General features: G+C 49.1%; 17 protein-coding genes. 8 read left to right on the forward strand and 9 right to left on the reverse strand.

The genetic code is table 11. The features are described 5' to 3' along the window. Nucleotides 1-6 precede the first annotated feature (6 nt). Nucleotides 7-873, forward strand: coding sequence for an RnfABCDGE type electron transport complex subunit B (locus tag C5O22_RS05590; RefSeq protein WP_132780221.1), 867 nt, complete (start codon nucleotides 7-9; stop codon nucleotides 871-873). 198 nt (nucleotides 874-1071) lie between these two features. Further along, complete coding sequence (locus tag C5O22_RS05595; RefSeq protein WP_243692876.1) at nucleotides 1072-2484, forward strand: ATP-binding protein; 1413 nt, start codon at nucleotides 1072-1074, stop codon at nucleotides 2482-2484. Nucleotides 2485-2801: 317 nt separating this feature from the next. Here C5O22_RS05595 and surE read toward each other — a convergent pair whose 3' ends face one another. Then, the gene (gene surE / locus C5O22_RS05600) at nucleotides 2802-3533 is read right to left on the reverse strand and encodes a 5'/3'-nucleotidase SurE (protein ID WP_132780222.1); all 732 of its coding nucleotides are present in this window, start codon (nucleotides 3531-3533) and stop codon (nucleotides 2802-2804) included. Nucleotides 3534-3808: 275 nt separating this feature from the next. On the opposite strand from surE, the gene C5O22_RS05605 reads away from it, so the two are divergent. From C5O22_RS05605 to C5O22_RS05620, 4 genes are all read left to right on the forward strand, one after another. Continuing rightward, nucleotides 3809-4972: a DUF2974 domain-containing protein gene (locus C5O22_RS05605; RefSeq protein ID WP_165910419.1), complete on the forward strand. Its 1164-nt coding sequence runs from the start codon at nucleotides 3809-3811 to the stop codon at nucleotides 4970-4972. A gap of 137 nt (nucleotides 4973-5109) precedes the next feature. Continuing rightward, a complete protein-coding gene (locus C5O22_RS05610) occupies nucleotides 5110-6375 on the forward strand; it encodes an extracellular solute-binding protein (RefSeq protein ID WP_132780224.1) in 1266 nt (421 codons plus the stop codon). Nucleotides 6376-6481: 106 nt separating this feature from the next. Then, nucleotides 6482-7372 (forward strand): carbohydrate ABC transporter permease, encoded by an 891-nt coding sequence (locus C5O22_RS05615; protein WP_132780225.1) that lies wholly within the window; start codon nucleotides 6482-6484, stop codon nucleotides 7370-7372. Further along, complete coding sequence (locus tag C5O22_RS05620; RefSeq protein ID WP_132780226.1) at nucleotides 7369-8217, forward strand: carbohydrate ABC transporter permease; 849 nt, start codon at nucleotides 7369-7371, stop codon at nucleotides 8215-8217. Before C5O22_RS05615 ends, C5O22_RS05620 begins: the two co-directional genes overlap by 4 nt. A gap of 94 nt (nucleotides 8218-8311) precedes the next feature. On the opposite strand, the gene C5O22_RS05625 is transcribed toward C5O22_RS05620, so the two are convergent. Further along, nucleotides 8312-9550: a class I SAM-dependent methyltransferase gene (locus C5O22_RS05625; RefSeq protein WP_132780227.1), complete on the reverse strand. Its 1239-nt coding sequence runs from the start codon at nucleotides 9548-9550 to the stop codon at nucleotides 8312-8314. 42 nt (nucleotides 9551-9592) lie between these two features. Further along, nucleotides 9593-10330: a phosphatase gene (locus C5O22_RS05630; RefSeq protein WP_132780228.1), complete on the reverse strand. Its 738-nt coding sequence runs from the start codon at nucleotides 10328-10330 to the stop codon at nucleotides 9593-9595. 69 nt (nucleotides 10331-10399) lie between these two features. On the opposite strand from C5O22_RS05630, the gene C5O22_RS05635 reads away from it, so the two are divergent. After that, on the forward strand, nucleotides 10400-11383 hold the full coding sequence (locus C5O22_RS05635; RefSeq protein WP_132780229.1) for a carbohydrate kinase family protein: 984 nt from the start codon (nucleotides 10400-10402) through the stop codon (nucleotides 11381-11383). 206 nt (nucleotides 11384-11589) lie between these two features. Here the strand turns inward: C5O22_RS05635 and C5O22_RS05640 are convergent, their stop codons facing one another. The 3 genes from C5O22_RS05640 to C5O22_RS05650 all read right to left on the reverse strand — a co-directional run bounded on the left by C5O22_RS05640 (nucleotide 11590) and on the right by C5O22_RS05650 (nucleotide 14546). Beyond that, complete coding sequence (locus C5O22_RS05640; protein WP_132780230.1) at nucleotides 11590-11976, reverse strand: DUF6941 family protein; 387 nt, start codon at nucleotides 11974-11976, stop codon at nucleotides 11590-11592. A 215-nt stretch (nucleotides 11977-12191) separates the two neighbouring features. Continuing rightward, nucleotides 12192-13133, reverse strand: coding sequence for a TIGR03915 family putative DNA repair protein (locus tag C5O22_RS05645; protein WP_165910420.1), 942 nt, complete (start codon nucleotides 13131-13133; stop codon nucleotides 12192-12194). Nucleotides 13134-13190: 57 nt separating this feature from the next. Continuing rightward, nucleotides 13191-14546: a putative DNA modification/repair radical SAM protein gene (locus C5O22_RS05650; protein ID WP_243692877.1), complete on the reverse strand. Its 1356-nt coding sequence runs from the start codon at nucleotides 14544-14546 to the stop codon at nucleotides 13191-13193. Nucleotides 14547-14704: 158 nt separating this feature from the next. Here C5O22_RS05650 and C5O22_RS05655 point away from each other — a divergent pair, with 158 nt between their 5' ends. Beyond that, nucleotides 14705-15868, forward strand: a complete 1164-nt coding sequence (locus C5O22_RS05655; protein WP_132780232.1) for an OFA family MFS transporter — start codon at nucleotides 14705-14707, stop codon at nucleotides 15866-15868. 56 nt (nucleotides 15869-15924) lie between these two features. Here the strand turns inward: C5O22_RS05655 and C5O22_RS05660 are convergent, their stop codons facing one another. The 3 genes from C5O22_RS05660 to C5O22_RS05670 all read right to left on the reverse strand — a co-directional run bounded on the left by C5O22_RS05660 (nucleotide 15925) and on the right by C5O22_RS05670 (nucleotide 17772). Then, on the reverse strand, nucleotides 15925-16527 hold the full coding sequence (locus C5O22_RS05660) for a DUF6657 family protein (RefSeq protein WP_132780233.1): 603 nt from the start codon (nucleotides 16525-16527) through the stop codon (nucleotides 15925-15927). A gap of 151 nt (nucleotides 16528-16678) precedes the next feature. After that, nucleotides 16679-17401, reverse strand: coding sequence for a 5-formyltetrahydrofolate cyclo-ligase (locus tag C5O22_RS05665; RefSeq protein ID WP_132780234.1), 723 nt, complete (start codon nucleotides 17399-17401; stop codon nucleotides 16679-16681). Between the two features lie 11 nt (nucleotides 17402-17412). Further along, nucleotides 17413-17772 (reverse strand): hypothetical protein, encoded by a 360-nt coding sequence (locus C5O22_RS05670; RefSeq protein WP_132780293.1) that lies wholly within the window; start codon nucleotides 17770-17772, stop codon nucleotides 17413-17415. Between the last annotated feature and the right edge of the window lie 80 nt (nucleotides 17773-17852).

A 17852-nucleotide genomic window follows, 5' to 3' on the forward strand; every position in this document is an offset into this window, starting at 1 on the left:
GAATCCATGACTATCATACTTATCACCACTTTTTTTGCCCTGCTCCTGGCCTTTACCTTAGGGCTGGCGCTGGGATTTTTTAAAGAATTTTTCAAGGTAGAGGTAGATCCCCTGGTACAACAGGTGCGGGATATACTGCCGGGGGCTAACTGCGGTGCCTGTGGCTTCCCTGGCTGCGATGGATACGCCGCAGCCGTGGCAGGCCGGAGTACCGAGGTTACCCGCTGCGCCCCTGGAGGAAAGGCGGTGGCCGAGGCGCTTGCCCGTCTTATGGGAGTACAGGCCTCTGCGGAGGATGTGGTGGCCGTCCTGGCCTGCCAGGGTTCTAAAGAGCATGCCCCCCTTAAGGGTACCTACGTAGGAGTAAAAACCTGCCGGGCCGCTAAACTTTCCGCGGGCGGGACCAAGCTGTGTTCCTGGGGATGCCTTGGATACGGCGACTGTGTGGCGGTTTGCCAGTTTGATGCCCTTCATATGGGAGAAGATGGCCTGCCCCACGTGGACTACGATAAATGTACCGGTTGTGGCATGTGTATCGCCGAATGCCCTCAGCAGATTCTAAAGAAGGTTCCCAAGAATCGAAAAGGTTCCATGGTCATCTGTTCTAACCGAAATCCGATTAAGGCGATGGTGATAAAGACCTGTAAGGTAGGCTGTATTAAATGCGAAATCTGCGTAAAAAATTGCCCCGAGCAATGCATTACTATGGTTAACGGTATTCCTGAAGTCGACTACACGAAGTGTACCTCCTGTGGGGTTTGTGTGGCCAAGTGCCCCACCAAGGTGTTTAAAATGCTCCAGTATGATATCCTGGTAGGAACAACGATTGGAGAAAAGCGCCCACAAGAGGAAGAGGTTGTAGCGGTAAAATAAAAAACAGCTATTTTGAACGGGCCCGCAATGGTTTCCCTGTTTCCCGTTGTAGCGGTAAAATAAAAAAACGGACCCTTGTTAAAACTGCACCATCATAGTGTGGAAGGGAATGCGGAGGAGCAGAAAGAGAAAGGGGCTAAAAGAGGGCCTGACAGGGGCCCTCTTCTTTGAAATGCCCCAGGAATAAAGGGGGCCTCTATGCCACAGAAGGGGGCAAGACGATTACTGTTTTACATTGAATCTCTCGTTCTTTTTAAAAATCTCAAGGAGGCTCCCTTTTTTGCTCCCCTGTATCGATTGCTTTCCCGCATAGCCCAACTGGAAGAAAGTATCACGTCGGTACCGCTCCACCTGCCGGACAAGATTGGTCTTATCCGTTTGTGGACCGACGTTATGCATTTTGTTCTTTCTGAAGAGCGTTCACTTCACGAACTCATTATCGATTTTATTCTCCACGATGAAAACCCCTTAACCCTTGCAGCCGAGGCGCTCGCACCGGAATCAGGGCATATCGCCGGGGATAAGACCCAGAGGGGGAAGTCCCTTGCGCCAGCGTTGCTGGAACAGGCCCGCCTTGACCTGCTTTACCTTCAGACAATCGCCTCTTGCACCACGGTAGAGTTGATCGAGCCCATTCTCAGTCTTTTCAGTGATCGGCTTACCCTCGATATAAGCCAGCGTATCAAAAAGGAAGAGGCCATCCTCTCCCACTTTTTTCGCCATTCGGGGGAGCACCCCCTTTTTCCCTCCCATAAAAGCTGGGACACCGCTTTAGAGGGGTTGCTGGCCTATTGGAAGAGCGAGGGGGTTGGCCATCTCGGCAAGCATTCCTTCCTTGTCTGGAAACCAGAGGAAGAGATGCCCCTTCAACCTGCCCTCCTGCCTGACCCTATACGACTTTCTCAGCTTTTTGGATACGAGGCTCAACGGGCAATAGTTCTTGCCAATACCCGGCGCTTTATAAGCGGACACCGGGCAAACAACCTTCTTTTGTACGGAGATCGAGGGACGGGAAAGTCTGCCACCGTTAAAGCGGTATGCAACGAATTCGCCGGGGAAAAACTTCGACTCGTCGCAGTAGACAAACAGCATCTCCAGGATTACCCCCGGATAATTAACACCTTAAGTGACCGCCCCTATCGATTCATCCTGTACATTGACGACCTTTCCTTTGAAACCCTGGATGATTCCTACACAGGACTTAAGGCCCTTCTTGAAGGGGGCGTCAATCAGCGGCCGGATAACGTGGTAATCTATGCTACCAGTAACCGGCGACACCTTGTCCGGGAAAGCAGGGCCGATCGACCCGATACGGCCGCTGCGGCGGCGGCCCTGGAAAGCGGCGACATGCGGGCCTTTGACACCATGCAGGAACAACTTTCTCTGGCAGACCGCTTTGGCCTTACCGTGGTGTTCAGCACCCCCGGCCAGGAAGAATATCTTACGATTGTCCAGAAGATAGCTCAGGAGCGGGGTCTTACCATACCAGGGACAACCTTGAGAGAGCAGGCCCTTCGCTGGGAAAAGTGGTTCAATGGCCGCTCTCCCCGCAGCGCCCGCCAGTTTGTCGATTGGATCGAAGGGGGGCTGGATTTTCCCTGGGATAGTTAGGTCTTTGTCGGTACTAAAAAATCATCCCCTGCTGTATCCCCAGGGGATCAAGGGGCACCACCTTTCGGCTATCACTTCAGAACCTTCGTAAGGGGCTTTCCGTGCGGCCCCTTCATTGTTCACCAGCTTACGGGAATTCCCTTCCTGGCGAATTTCTTGCCCTATCTCTTCGCGATTTCCTTATCTTATCGATTCTTTATTTTACCCTTTTACCGAAGGACCCCCTGTTCGCCATCGGGACAGGGGCATCAATATCAAAGCACCTCATTAGAACGTTTACCGAAGGACCCCTGTTCGCCATCGGGACAGGGAAGGTATCAGGTTGTTTTTACCTGTTCTACACTTAAGGGATGAATATACACCCTGCTTATCGAAACATAGCCCCGTTCCACCGCATCCGCATCGGAGCCTTCTTCGGGGTGGGTGCTCACTTCGCCGCCATCAATAAAACAGTAGTGATGTCCATCGGGACCCACGAAACGGACCAGCGTATCCTTGTAGGAACGCCGGGAAGGATAGGTTATACGGAAGTCAGCCTGCAATGACGCGGTATTGGGAAAATTGATATTGATGAAGGTGTCCTTTCCCCATAACGGGAGGAATTTTTCCAGATTTTCTGCTATATAGCGGGCCGCCACATCATAATAAAAAAAGGAATCATAGGTGCCCATGCTTAGCGCAAAACTGGGAATACCGTGCAGGGCCCCCTGTCGAGCCGCGGCGGCGGTTCCCGAATAAATGATATCAGTCCCCAGGTTAGGGCCTTCATTAATGCCAGAAAGGATAAGATCAGGCCGTACCGGAAGATGTTCACCCAGAAGCCCCACAATGACACAGTCGGCGGGCGTCCCCGAACAGGTCCACACCCGCTCTTCCCGGTAACGAACCCGTATGGGCCCCCGCATAGTAATCCCATGGGAAATACCGGAGCGATTGTCCTCTGGAACAATCACATAGATTTTGTGGGACGTACCAGCCTCGAGGGCGCTTTTTAATGCCCAAATCCCCTGACAGGAAATACCATCATCGTTGGTAAGAAGGATATTCATGGAAGCATGATAGCAAAATCAAAATAAAAAATATAGCTATGGCGTCGCAGTTTCTTATCGCCCTTGCTTTGCAGTCCTGATATCGTCAGTCGGGCTGTACCTTCTACCAGTCCCCTCAGGATATGGCAAAGAAGAAAACCCCACGGGGATATTCCCGCCCAAATAGTATCCAGCCCTGACCAGCCACCACAACCACAGTTGCCACGACGATAAACCCGCGTACGCGGCAGGTACCCATACTGCACTTTTGTACCTCCGTGATGTATACTACTGGTATGGTATCCACGACGAGTACCAATATAGAAGATTACCTCCTGTGGCGGGGGGACCTGAGTTTTGCCATGAGTCCTTTTACGCCGGTGGACAACCTGATGTTCAGTGTGTTTGCCTATCTCCCCTTTGACGGACTCGTACCTTCTGAAGCCGAAAAAAGGGGACCCACCATTGCCGAAGTAGCCCAGAGATTTGCCCGGTCCAACTACCGGGATATCCATGGGCACCCCTTCTCAGAACGGATGAAACAACACATTGATTTTTTTAGCAGGGCCGCAAACACCGAACGATTCGCCAGGGTACGGCTTTCGGCGTTTCAAAACCGCTTTGATCGGGAAGTGGAAACCCAGTTTGCAGCGGTCACCTTTTCCCTTCCCGATGGGAGTCACTATGTGGCGTTTCGGGGCACCGACGCCACGGTAGTAGGCTGGAAAGAAGACTTTAACATGAGCTTCATGACCCCTGTGCCGGCCCAACACCTGGCGGTAGCATACCTTGAGCATATCGCCCGGCGGCTCCATGGGAAACTTCGCATCGGCGGGCACTCCAAAGGGGGCAACCTGGCGGTGTATGCCGCAGCTTTTTGTGGTTTTTGGAGTCGCCGAAGAATACGGGCGGTGTATAACAACGATGGGCCCGGTTTCAATGAGAAAACCATCGCCCAAAAGGGTTTCCGGGAACTCGAAGGAAGGCTCTTTGCGTACGTGCCCCAGTCTTCGATCATCGGGATGCTCCTTGAACATTCGGAGCGCTACACCATTGTGCAGAGCACCCAACGGGGTATTGCGCAACATGACCCCTATTCGTGGGTGGTTCAGGGCCCCAATTTTGTATGCGTCGATACCGTATCCGACACAAGCCGCTTTATCGATTCAACCATCAAAGAGTGGCTGGGAGCTCTGAGTACCACCGAACGGCAACGGTTTATTGATGCCCTCTTCGATATTATCGAGGCCACCGACATCACCAGCTTTACAGAGCTTTCCTCCAATTGGCTGCAGCGGGCCCGCGCCATGGGAGAAGCGATTTCCAATCTCGATGCGGAAAGCCGGGCCATGCTCATACAAACGTTGAAGCTTCTTTTTGAAACCGGGAAGAACAATATTCGCCTTATTTTACCCCTAAGGGAAAGGGAAGAAGATAAAAAAGATATAGTAAAGAAATAATAGCAATAAAGACTATAGGTAAAAAGTCCTATACAAAAAATCGGTATTAGTCCTATCCCAATCTAAAGAAAAACACCTCATCATTAACTAAGTTTGACCGCAAGGTTGAAAAATCACTTTTATGTAAGGAGGACAGAATGAATTTGAAAAGGATTGTTACATCAATGATAGCAATGCTGGTAATTGCATCATTGAGTGTCAGTGCACAGACTAAACCTGTGAAGATTTCGTTCTGGCACATCGGTACAGCACCAACTGACAAAGGTTTTTATCAGAGCGTAGTAGATGAATTCATGAAAACCCATCCCAACGTTACGATAGAAGTTACTATTCTAGAGAACGAAGCATTCAAAAGCAAACTGACTACCGTAATGCAGTCGGGGAATCCACCAGACATTTTCCACAGTTGGGGTGGTGGCGTACTTGCTGAATATGCTAAAGCAGGTTTACTGAAAGATATCACCAAGGAAGTAAAGGACAGTGGTTTCTGGAATACCATGGCCCCTGGAGTATGGGAAGTTTATTCTTATAATGGGAAAATCTATGGTGCCCCCCATGACATGGGAGCCATTACCGTGTGGTATAACAAAGAGTTATTGGCGAAAGTTGGATACAAGAGCTTCCCCACCGATTGGGACGATTTTATAACCCTTGTCAAAAAACTTAAAGCGGCAGGTATTACCCCTATAGCCCTCGGAGGAGGGGATAAATGGCCCGCCATGCACATCTGGTCTTACATTGCTCTTCGGCTCGGAGGAGCTCAGCTTTTCCAAGACACCTTCTCGGGAAAGAACAAAGCAGGCTTTAAGGATCCCACCTTTGTAAAGGCCGGACAGATACTTGCAGATCTGGCAGCTCTTAAACCTTTCCAGGATGGTTTCTTAGGAGCCACCTACAATGATGAGGCAGCATTGGTGGGTAATGGAGTGGCAGCAATGGAGATTATGGGACAGTGGGCTCCGAACGTTCAAAACGATAGCTCTACCAGCAAGAAAGGCTTAGGAGACAAGTTAGGATGTGCTCCGTTCCCCGCAATTAAGGGTGGAAAGGGAAAAATCACCGACGTAATTGGTGGTGGGAATGGTATGGCAATTGGGAAAAATGCCCCCAAAGAAGCTATAGAATTCCTTCGATTCCTTGACAGTAAGGAAAATAACGCCCGGTATGCTACCATTGCCGGTATCATTCCAACCGTAAAAGGGGCTGATGTGGGGATTAAGGATGAGAATGCAAAACTAGTAAAAAGCATTGTAGACAAATGTACTTACTATCAACTCTATCTTGATCAGTTCCTTCCTCCTGCGGCTGGGGCTGCCGTTAATGATGCAATACAAGCTATTCTTGCGGGCACTATGACACCCGCCCAGGCCTGTGCTGCTATCCAAGCCGCATATGAGCAATAGTTTGTCAGTTTTCAAAAAAGTTTAAAGTATAATTAAAATTCAAACGGTGTCCGATAAGCGGGTACGCTTATCGGACATAATAGTTTAAATACCAGGAAGTACTTCTATGAAAAAGAGCTACAGTCAAATACCATTACTAGTATTCTTATTAGGGCCAGCGTTAATTCTTTTTTCTTTGTTTGTTATCTTCCCGGTTTTTCAAGCTGCTTATTTTAGTTTGTTTAAATGGAATGGTCTCGGGCCGCTTGTTGATTTTCGGGGATTGAAGAATTTTACAGTGCTTTTTAAAGATGCTATTTTCCATAAAGCGATAATTCATAACATTATTATCATGATTGTATCTCTTGTTATCGAGATACCCCTCGCTTTATACGCAGCTCTTATTATTTGTAATAAAGATTTTAAGTTTGCCCTGGTTTTTCGTACTTTTTTCTTCCTGCCATATATTCTTTCCGAAGTTATAACAGGGATTCTCTGGCAATTTATCTATAACCCCCAGTACGGTTTAGTAAAAGCCTTATACACATTTTTTGCTCCCGGTGCACCGGTACCAGCAATTCTTGGGAACCCTTCAACAGTGCTTGCGGGTATTCTTGTTACCATTATCTGGAAATATTTTGGATTTCACATGTCTATCCTGATAGCAGGGCTTCAGGATATTCCTGAAGAAATAAAAGAGGCAGCAAAAATCGACGGGGCATCAGAAAGTCAGATAACCCGTAAAATTGTTTTGCCTCTCATCCGTTCGACCCTATTAATATCTATTTTCTTTTCGATTGTGGGCTCCTTTCAAGTATTCGATGTTGTCTGGGCAATGGGTAAAGGAGATCCAGTGAATTCGGCTGAGACGATGGTCACCTATCTTTATAAATTCGGACTTCAAAGATTCAATATTGGATATGGAAGTGCTGTTGCTGTTGTTATATTCCTTTTCACTTTAATCTTTAGCATTATTTACAACAATCAATTGATGAAGAATGAGGAGAAACAAATATGAAAAAAAAGAACCTGTCAATTTCTTTCTCTCGTCGAGTCGTTCAATATACATTTTGCATTATACTTTCATTTATTGTGCTTATTCCGCTGTATATGGGATTTGTAGGTGGACTCAAATCAAATGGACAGCTCCTGACAGATCCTGTAGGGCTCCCCAATCCTCCATATTATAACAACTATATTGATTTACTAACTGGTTCGGTTGGAACTTTTTGGCGGTCCCTTTTTAATTCTATTCTTGTAGCCGCAGGAACTGTAATACTCACTCTTATTGTTTGTGTAATGGCAGCGTTCGCTCTTGCTCGCGTCCAATTTCGTGGAAGAGAGATCATTAAAAATTACTTTATGCTCGGACTTCTGTTTCCCCTGGCAGTTGCAATTCTTCCCCTTTACTTACAGGTAAAGAATCTTAAACTGCTTGATAATTATTTTGGGGTAATACTCCCCCAGGTAGCTTTTCAAATACCAATGACGGTACTTCTCTTGAGAGGGTTCTTTTTACATATACCTAAAGACTTAGAAGACGCCTGCTCGATAGATGGATACGGCCCCCTCGGTTTTTTAATTAACATGGTAATTCCTCTTTCTACACCAATCATTGCAACAAGTGCTGTTATTGTTCTTGTGGCAAGTTGGAACAATTTCTTTTTGCCCCTACTTGTGTTTAATACTGAAGCCTATTACACGTTACCGATGGGGGTTATGAATTTTCAAGGGCAACACGCTTCAGATTGGAATTTAATTCTTGCTTATTTAAGTCTTGCCATGCTTCCAGCACTCATTCTTTTTGTCACTTCACAAAAGTACATCGTAGCAGGACTCACCGGCGGTGCTATTAAGGGGTAATGGAGGCTTATTCTCGTATTTTAAAAGGGAACCGGTACACAGAGTGATAGCAGAAGTTGAGTAAGGTTTGAAAAACAAGGCTAAAAGGGATCCACTACCTAATGCTGATGGGTCCCCCCACAAGTCCCCGACGGGATAACTCCCCTTCCAGAAAGGTCTTGCCTACCCCCCAGGTATCAAGAAAATCCCGGTATGCCCGGTATCCCGGATCATCTATCGTAATGGTACTTCGGGGCTTCTTGTGGGGGTCCCGGTATGCCCGGATTAACACATTTTTGGGGGTATGTTCCAGGGGAATAAATTCCACCATATCCACGGTGTAGCCAAAGGCCCTGAGCATGAGGGCCCGGGAAGCATCGGTGACAAGGGTCGCCTGCTTTTCCCGGGTAACGCCATACCGAAGAATGGGATCCATAGCGGGGGCCCTGAGTTGATCCAACAATTCGTGCTGACAACAAGGGACTGCAAGAATCACGGGGCTCTGCCACTGGAGGGCCTGAGCCAGGGCCGCATCGGTAGCGGTATCACAGGCATGAAGACTTACCACCAGGTGGGGTGGCTCTTCGGCCATATACCGGGCGATATCTCCTTGCTTAAAGGAAAGCCCCTCCATTCTGAGATCCCGGGCTACCTGGTTGCAAAAACGAATAACCTCCTCTTTTAGATCGAGCCCCGTAATACTAACAGAGCGCCCCATCTGATTGTGCAGGTAGTGATACAGCCCAAAGGTAAGATAGGCCTTGCCACATCCAAAGTCTACGATCCGCAGCGGCTCTCCCTCGGGGAAAGAGGGTAGCACCGCATCAATAAATTCAAGGTATTTATTGATCTGCTTATACTTATCCATTGCCCGGGGAAATACATTCCCTGTTTCATCCATGAGCCCCAGGTGTATCAAAAAGGGGATGGGGCCTGAAAGGCGATAGTTTTTTTCCCGATTATGCATAAGGGAGGGTTTCTTTTTAGAGGCCGGTGTTTGACGAAGACTATACTCCTGGGAAGCAAGCCTTTTAATTTCAAGGTCAAAGAGGTCGGTATATATATGCCACTCCTGGTACGCCTTTAACAGGAGCGGTAGCTCCGCTTCCAGTTCTTTTTTCTCATAATTTCGATGGAGACTCTGGGTTCCACATCGATATTCCCCCTGATACCGAAGGGTCTCTTTAATCAACACCGGTCGGATCCGCACAGCGTTACAGGGAACGATGGGTTTATCGCACCAGAGGGGGCCCACCTGGGAATCCCGAACAGAAGCAACCGCCAGAATAAGCCGCTCCAGAAGCCGTTCTGTGTGGAACATTTCCTTAAGGGCCTCGAAAGAAAGTCGCTTCATACAGAAAGCCTTTGTGAGTTCCGTATTCTTCCGGTTTTTCTTCTAAGAAACCGCGGCATATTTTTTCCGCTCCGAACGGCGGGTCTGAACAAAATCATCAAAGCGCTTAAAGGATGTGGTAATTACGAGTTCTTCGGGAGCCCCCGCGGCAGTAAGAATTTTATGTACCTCATCAAAGCGCCCCACATCAAGGTAGTAGTGGGCATCGCTACCGGTAACCATAAGGCAGGCCTTTTCCACACAGGTCCGGGCAATACGCAGACAGTTTTCGTCACTCCCCTTGCGAATACGGAAGGAACTATCGTTAATTTCCAGGGCCTTGCCATAAGAACGGGCCGCTTCCACCACCACCTCAATATCGATAGGATACGAAGGATTCCCCGGATGGGAGATAGCATCCACCAGGGGGTTTGCCAGGGTGGCCACCAGGGTTTCGGTATTTTTTACAATTCCCTGACTGGCAAAACAGATCTCGTGGAACCCCGCCAGAACAAAATCGAGGCGGGCAATAAGGTGGGCGTCGAGGTCGATGTCCCCCCTTTCGTTGATGATATTAGCTTCGATTCCTTTGTAGCACCGGACCCCTTCGATATATTCAGGAAGGATCCGAAGGTTCCCAAAATGGTAAGGATGGGTAGTTCCCGGCATGGCAGGACCATGGTCGGCCACCACAAATCCGGAAAGGCCTTTTTGTCGGGCCCCTCGGGCAAGTTCATCGATCGTTGAATAAGCATGGCCTGAAGCCACTGAATGGGTATGGGCATCAATTACAAATGTCATGGTAATATAACCTGTATACTTACCATAAAGCATATTTTTTTATAGAATGTCCAGAGGAAGGAGGTAGACATGATCATCTGTTGCGGGGAAGCCCTCATCGACATGGTACCGGGTAACGATAAGGAGGGGAATCCGGTGTATCGCCCCATACCAGGCGGAAGTCCCTACAACACCGCCATCGCCATCGGCCGTCTCGGAGCCCCCGTGGCCTTTTTAGGACGCTTATCCCGAGATTTTTTTGGGGAACTTTTAATAAATCGATTGACTCAGAATAATGTAGCCACTTCTTTTATTCGTCGAGGGGAACAGCACAGCACCCTTGCCTTTGTACAGCTAGAGCCAGGCAAAGAACCCCAGTACGCCTTTTATACTGAGGGAAGTGCCGATACGTCCCTGTTGCCAGAGGATCTCCCCCAAAGCCTCCCCTCGGATGTTCGCTGTATTCAATTTGGATCCATTTCGATGCTGCTTACTCCGATTAGCTCTACGATAGAAGGGTTTATCAAACGCAGTATAACCCAGAACCCCACTCTGGTAATCTCTTTTGATCCCAATGTACGGCCCATGTTGATTCAGAACCGAGAGGCCTATGTTTCCAGCGTAGAATCCTGGTGTCGCATGAGCAGGATCGTAAAGATTTCCGATGCGGATCTCTCCTACCTTTACCCCACCATAGATCGGGAAGGGGCCATCGATCGGATCTTAGCCCTTGGGCCCACCCTGGTTGTTGTAACACTTGGCAAAGAAGGCGCCCGGGCAAAGCTTCGTCGAGCCGATGGGACCTTTATTTCCTGTCAGGCCCCGGTGGTGGAGGTCCCCGTGGCAGACACTATTGGCGCAGGAGATACCTTCCATGGGGCATTCCTTGCCTGGCTTGAGCAAAAAGGGAAAATGTCATCCTCTGCCCTTTCGAGCCTTTCTCAGGGGGAACTGTCGGAGGCCCTTTCTTTTGCGAACCTGGCCGCATCGCTCGTGTGCACCCGGCATGGGGCAGAACCCCCAACCATGGAAGAACTTCGGGCTTTTAAGGCCAGGCATGGGCTGAATAATTGAGAGAAACGATGCTGCCAACTGCCAAGTTTCTACGATACCTACAATAAAGGTGAAATCTGTTAAGTAAGGGGCCTCCTAAATAAGTTTCTATCGGGACGAACCACGGGAAAAGAGAAGACGGTTTTCCTTTGGGTAAAGATTTGGCCCCGGAGAGGCCTTCTTTTTTCACAACATTGTTTTACGAGAAAAGGTTCGTGGAAGTCCCTTTATGCCTTCTTGATATAGAGGGGGAGTGTGCCTATTTCTTTTTCATCCACGTAGAGGGTAAAGCTCGCAAGGCCGGGTGCAGGAAGTGCAAAATTTTGCAGAGAAAAGAGCACATGGGAAACCGCCGTAGCATTGCCCACACTACGAACGTCGATGCTTCCTTGCAAGGGTTCAATCATGTGTTTTCCCTCTATATCACGCACTTCTATGGTAAAGCGATGGGTCCCAAATTCCCAAAGGTCAAAACGGAGACGAATCACCACCATCAGCGATGGATGAAAACAGGGGAAAGCCCGGGCCGCAATGGTATCAAAGGTCCCCACAATGGTAAGTTTCCCATTATTTTCCTGTGCAAAATCACAGAGCGTAAAAAGTTCTAATTTCAATATTTTTCCCTCTGGATATGGTAACTAACACAGAACATCGGAGGTGCTAAAATAGCCGCCTTCCTGACTCACAAACAATCAATTTTCCTTAAAGGCCCTTTTTTCTAGCGCTGTGGCGTTACCCATACTACCCCACCATGAGCATACGGCGCTCTTACCCCTTACGCCGAGAGGGGCCCCGGGGCCTCTACACATAGTATCATACAGAGGGGGCCCTAACGAAGCCCCTCTTCTTTTTTTGGCATCCCGTCAATCTGTTCAGCTTCTATTTCCTGAAAACTGTTCAGGTACCGCCGGGCAGCATCGGTAAGGGAAACAGAGGGGGTATCGAGACGTTCTTTGGGTTCCAGGAATTCGATCATGTAGGGGCGATATTTTAAAGGGACCAGTTTTTTCTGTAGTTCTACATTCTTTCGAGAGGTTATAGAAATGGCTTTAAAATACCCCCGCCAGAGGGCTTCGTATTCTTCCGGTTGGATACCCGGTTCCACCACATAGGGTTCTCCCTGGCTGGAAATATAGGTATCAAAACGAAGGTGGATGCCATCGGCACAGAACACCCATTCTTTTCGCCCCACATCGAGGATAGCCCAGGGGTGTTTCCCAAAACGGGCACAAAAATGGGCAGCCAGTGCGGGTAAAACGTAGGTTTCGGGGGCACAGCGGCCCACCAACGTGCCATCCTGGGCAGGGGCAAAACGGAGCATACCCGCCAGGACATGAAATTCCCGCTGGGCCTGTCGCGCGGCTTCCCAGAAATCGTTACAGAGAGGATCTGTTCTGTTGCCATAGACCGTACTCAGGGGCTTGCCCTGGGCTAGAGCTCCGAGGGCCCGAACCACAAGGTGGGCCAGGGATGTCACATCTTCCCGCCGGGCCATCCAGGCAAAAAAAAGGGTATCCACAAATTCCGCATCATATGAAGAGAGGCGAGCCTGGATTTCAGCCGCATAAGAAAGCTGAGTCGCCCAGGGCTCTTCCTCTGGAATTTCCTGAAATAATAGTTCCTGTTGGCCCGATGTCGATGGGAGAACCCCTGGTTTTTCTCCTTTTCTTATCACCCTGAATTCCAGGTTATCATTTCCATAACGGGTAAAGAAATTCTGGGCCCCCGCAAGGAGCGCCAGGAAGGAACCATCATAATAAAAGGATCTCATCGGAACCTCCATTTTTTTTTCCTAGCCACCCTCTTAAGGTCAGCGATTGGTGCTTTGCTAAAATTCAAAAAGAGGAAGCTGGTAGCCCGCCCCATCACTGTCGGAAAGAACGTAACGAATGCGTTTTGGATCTTCTTCTTGCTCAAACCGTTTCCCTGCCACGGAAATAAAATATCGGGCCCGTTTAAGAACCACCCCAAGTCGGCGCAGGGTATCAAAAGAAAGGGAATGCAAACGCCGTTGTTCTAGAATTCGCCGGGCCGATCGGGCCCCAATACCCGGTACCCGCAAGAGGCTTTCGTAGTCCGCATACTGAACATCCACCGGGAAAACCTCGTAATGATTCAGGGCCCACACCGTTTTGGGGTCCAGGTGGGGATCAAGGAAGTCCCTATCTTCAGGGAAAATCTCTTCCGCCCTGAATTTATAAAAGCGCAAAAGCCAGTCGGCCTGATACAGACGATGCTCCCGCACGAGCGGTGGCCCCGGGATATCCGGCAAACGGGGATCAATGATGCCACCCCTCCCATTTTTACCGACGGGAATATAGGCAGAATAGTAAACCCGTCGCAGACCAAACTTCCGGTATAAGGCCTCGGAAAGGGAAATAATCTGGCGATCGTTTTCAGGACTCGCCCCCACAATCAACTGCGTGCTTTGTCCCGCAGGAGCAAAGCGAGGGGTTTGCCGGATCCGCTGACGGTCTTGCTGAAATTGAGAAAAAAGGCCATGAAACTGGTCCATCGACTGGAGAATGATCTTGCCATTTTTCTGAGGTGCCAGATAGGAAAGACTCTTTTCGGTGGGCAGTTCTATGTTGGCGCTGAGCCGATCCGCCCAGCGACCTGCCTCGGCAATGAATTTCTCTGTGGTCCCCGGAATAATTTTAAGGTGAATGTAGCCCCCAAAGCCTTCTTCTTCCCGTAAACGACGGGCCACCCGAATGAGCTGTTCCATCACCACGTCGGGATCCGCAAAAATACCTGATGACAGAAACAAGCCTTCAATATAATTGCGCCGATAAAACTCTATCGTCAGACGCACCAGTTCATCCACGGTAAAACTTGTCCGGGGTGTATCCGCTGATGCCCGATTGACGCAATAGGCACAATCGTAGCGACATACATTAGAAAAAAGCACCTTTAACAGGGATACACAGCGACCATCTTCTGTCCAACTGTGGCAAATTCCTGCGGGTACCGTATGGCCTACCCCTGTTTTTGGAGAATCCGCCGGGACTCTTTGCCAGAGCCCCCCTTTTTTTGAGGATCCAGATCCTTCTGGCCCATGATCGCTCCCCGACGTTGCACAGGAAGCGTCATATTTGGCAGAGGCCGCAAGAATCAGGAGTTTTTCTTCCAGGCTCACAAAAAAACTATACATGTGTTTAGATATTTTTGCAAGTACCGACATGAAAATTTATAAATGACATATTGATTATTTTTGTCATTCAGGATAAGGTAGGGATAAGAAACGAGATATTTTAAGACCCTTTTCTAAAGGGGAACAATTCTTCTGTCTACCAGAAAGATACCTGTAAGGGGGATACCTCTCCAGAGGAGGATCAAAGAATGAAGATACGATGGGCAATCTTGCCGGCCGGTTTTTTTATCATGTTGTGTCTGGGGACCGTCTATTCCTGGAGCGTGTTTCGTATTCCCCTGCAACAAAAGTACGGTTTTTCTGCCCTGGAAAGCGGCCTTCCTTTTACTGTCCTCTTGGTAACCTACGCACTGTCCATGGCCGTAAATGGCCCTATCATTCGCCGATATCCTTCACGGCCCTTACTTATTATTGGGGGCTTTTTAGTGGGCCTTGGCTGGTTTCTCGCAGGCACCACCCAATCGGCCATCCTTAAAACCCTCTATTATGGGGTTATTACCGGATGGGGAGTAGGTTTAGTGTATGGCATTCCCCTTGCGGCATGTACCGAATATTTTCCTCAGCATCGGGGCCTTGCCATGGGTATTGTGTTAGGGGGCTTTGGCCTTTCTGCGATCGTAACGGCCCCCCTGCTTCAAGCTTTTATCGCAACCCAGGGGATTAGCGCTACCTTTCAGATAATGGGGGTATTGTTTTTCATTCTTATCACCCTGTTGAGCTTTTTCATTCCTACTACTACCAAAGCAAATACCGAAAACCCTGCCCAAAGGATTTCTCTTCGGTCATGCAGTACCGATCCATTTTTTCAACGCCTCTGGGGACTGTACCTTTTAGGGGCCCTGGCGGGTCTTACGGCCATTAGTATCGCCAGTCCCGTGGGAATAGAAATGGCAGGACAAAGCCCTGAAGGGGTAGCCTCCTGGATGGCCCTCTTTGCCCTGTGTAACGGTGCAGGTCGCCCACTTTTTGGCTTTTTAACCGATCGGTGGGGTTTTCAGAAGACGGCAACCCTTAATTATGGGCTTATTATTCTGGCATCCCTTTCATCGCTCGCCATACCCGTATTTGGAGTGCCGTTCTTTGTGGTAAGTTTCAGCCTTTTCTGGTTTTCCCTCGGAGGATGGCTGGCCATCGCCCCTGCAGTAACCGCTCAACATTTTGAGAAAAATCTGTATCAGAAGGTCTACGGCTACCTCTTCACCGCCTATGGAACCGCATCCATCCTTGGTATATCAAGCGCGGGTATGCTGCGGGATCTCACCGGCACGTATCGGACCGTTTTCTTCGTCACCATGGGGGGGGCCTTTCTGGGACTCCTTCTTTTATGGAAAAGAGGCCCCTCTGTAAAGTGAAGAATCCTTTTCAGGGGGCACCGGCGCCCCGCAGCATAAAGGCATAAAGGTGAAGGCTACTCCGCCCCGTACTGCTCCGTAAACCACTGTTCTAGATGCTGGCGGACTTCATCCACCAGGGCCTGGTACTGGCCCTTCAGCATATTCATGTTCTGGTTGTAAAAGGCCACAAATTCCGGATCCTGGAAGGGATCCAGTCGAATCCGCTGCCCCAGGCGTCGGGCAAGCTCTTCTTCCTTTTGACGAAGTTTTGGGGCGTACTGCCGTTTAATTGTCTCTTCATACTGCTGCTGTTCCTGCAAAAATCGACTAAAGGCCTGCATCACCTGGTTAAACAGCTGGGGTAGGCGTCGGTCCGTCAGAATAAGCTGCATTCCCCGGAAAATACGTTCTATTTTGGAAAGGTGATCCTGATTCTCCGGTAATTGAATCTGGGAAAGGAGCATTTCAAAGATGCCACGCTTTAACGCCGGAAGCTCTTCTTTAGGGCATTTTTTTATGGCCTCTTCCAGGGAATGTTCCTCTGGATTTTCCAAATAGAGACTTGCAAGTCGCTTCCCTTCTCGTTTTCGCTCAAAACCAGCCACTGCGTTTTTATCGGTTTTAATCGACTCAGTTTTTTCCAGCGCCAACTCCAATGCACTTTTAATCCGCGCCATAGGTATCCTCTTTACAAAAATGGGATGTACAATTCATGTATAAAAATACTACAACAGTTCGTAGCGGGGCAAGATGGACCTCATCCCCTTCTTCTGCCAATGGAGAATACAAAACAAAATGAACATGCGAACCGAAGGTACGGTGGATTTTTCAAACCGTTAGAACCAGATCTAACAAAACATCCTGTTCATCCACCGGCACAGAGGGTACCAGTTGTTCCATAAGCCCAACCCCTACAGAGAAAAGAAAGGCACCATACTGGTGTAAGAACCTATCATAATAGCCCTTTCCCCTCCCAAGACGGCGGCCTTCTTTATCAAAGGCAATGCCGGGGACGATAATAAGGGCCTGGGGTCGTCCCCGAGACTTGTTTTGAAAGGGCACAGCGCAGTCTTCTCCAAAAACCTGCGGCTGTTCCCGATTTTTTTTGGGGAAGGGCGCATCGCTTTTTTCTCTACTTGTTTCTTCAGAAACAGGGGGCGCCAAAGTTCCCTGGACGAGTCCCTGGGGCTGCCAGGGTTCACCCTGGGGAAAAGGTTCCCGGATTCCAAAGAGGCCTAGCTCCCAGGGACCCTCAAGAGTAAGGATCCTATAAAACCGCAGATGGTCTTCTTCCACCCGCGGCACGTACACCTGCTTTTGTTCTTGAAGGGCCGCCTCTACCAGGGGTGTCGTATCAATTTCTCTGGGCATAGAAAGAAACACCAAGACGGTAGAACTGGTCTGCCATTGGGGGACTTCCCGCATCCGTTGAGCCAGGGCCTTTCCTCGCTGAACAAAGAGAGCCGGCTCTATTTTTGCAAGGCCCTCCCGCATCTTCTGGCGTAATTCTTTTTTGATTATCCGCAGGGGCCTTTCCATAGAACAGTGCATTACCCTTTCTTTTAAATACAACGGGTTCCACCAGAACGGAGCCCCGCTTCATAGAGCTTTCCACAGGCAATAAACATGGGCTCCCGGGTACCCGCAAGGGCTATGCCTGCATCGCGGGCCATATCTATCATGTCAGGGGTCGGTTTTTTGCCCCGGACAAACAAAATCGCCCGAATATCCATAAGTTCCGCCGTACGAATCACCTGGGGATTCACGAGGCCTGTGAGCAATAGAACCTGCTCCTTAACAAAGGCCATCACATCACTCATGAGGTCCGCCCCACAGGCGGCCCGTAATTCTATCGAATCGGCGAGTTCATCGCCCCAAAAAAAGGTCCCCTCGACAATGGACACCGCTTCTTTAAACGTCATGGTACTAATTACTCCTGCTTCATAGCTTACCACAGGGAAAGCACAAAGGAAATACGGTTAGACAAAAAGAAGGTTTTCTT

It is taken from the genome of Treponema sp. J25 (assembly GCF_004343725.1).
Lineage (GTDB): Bacteria > Spirochaetota > Spirochaetia > Treponematales > Breznakiellaceae > J25.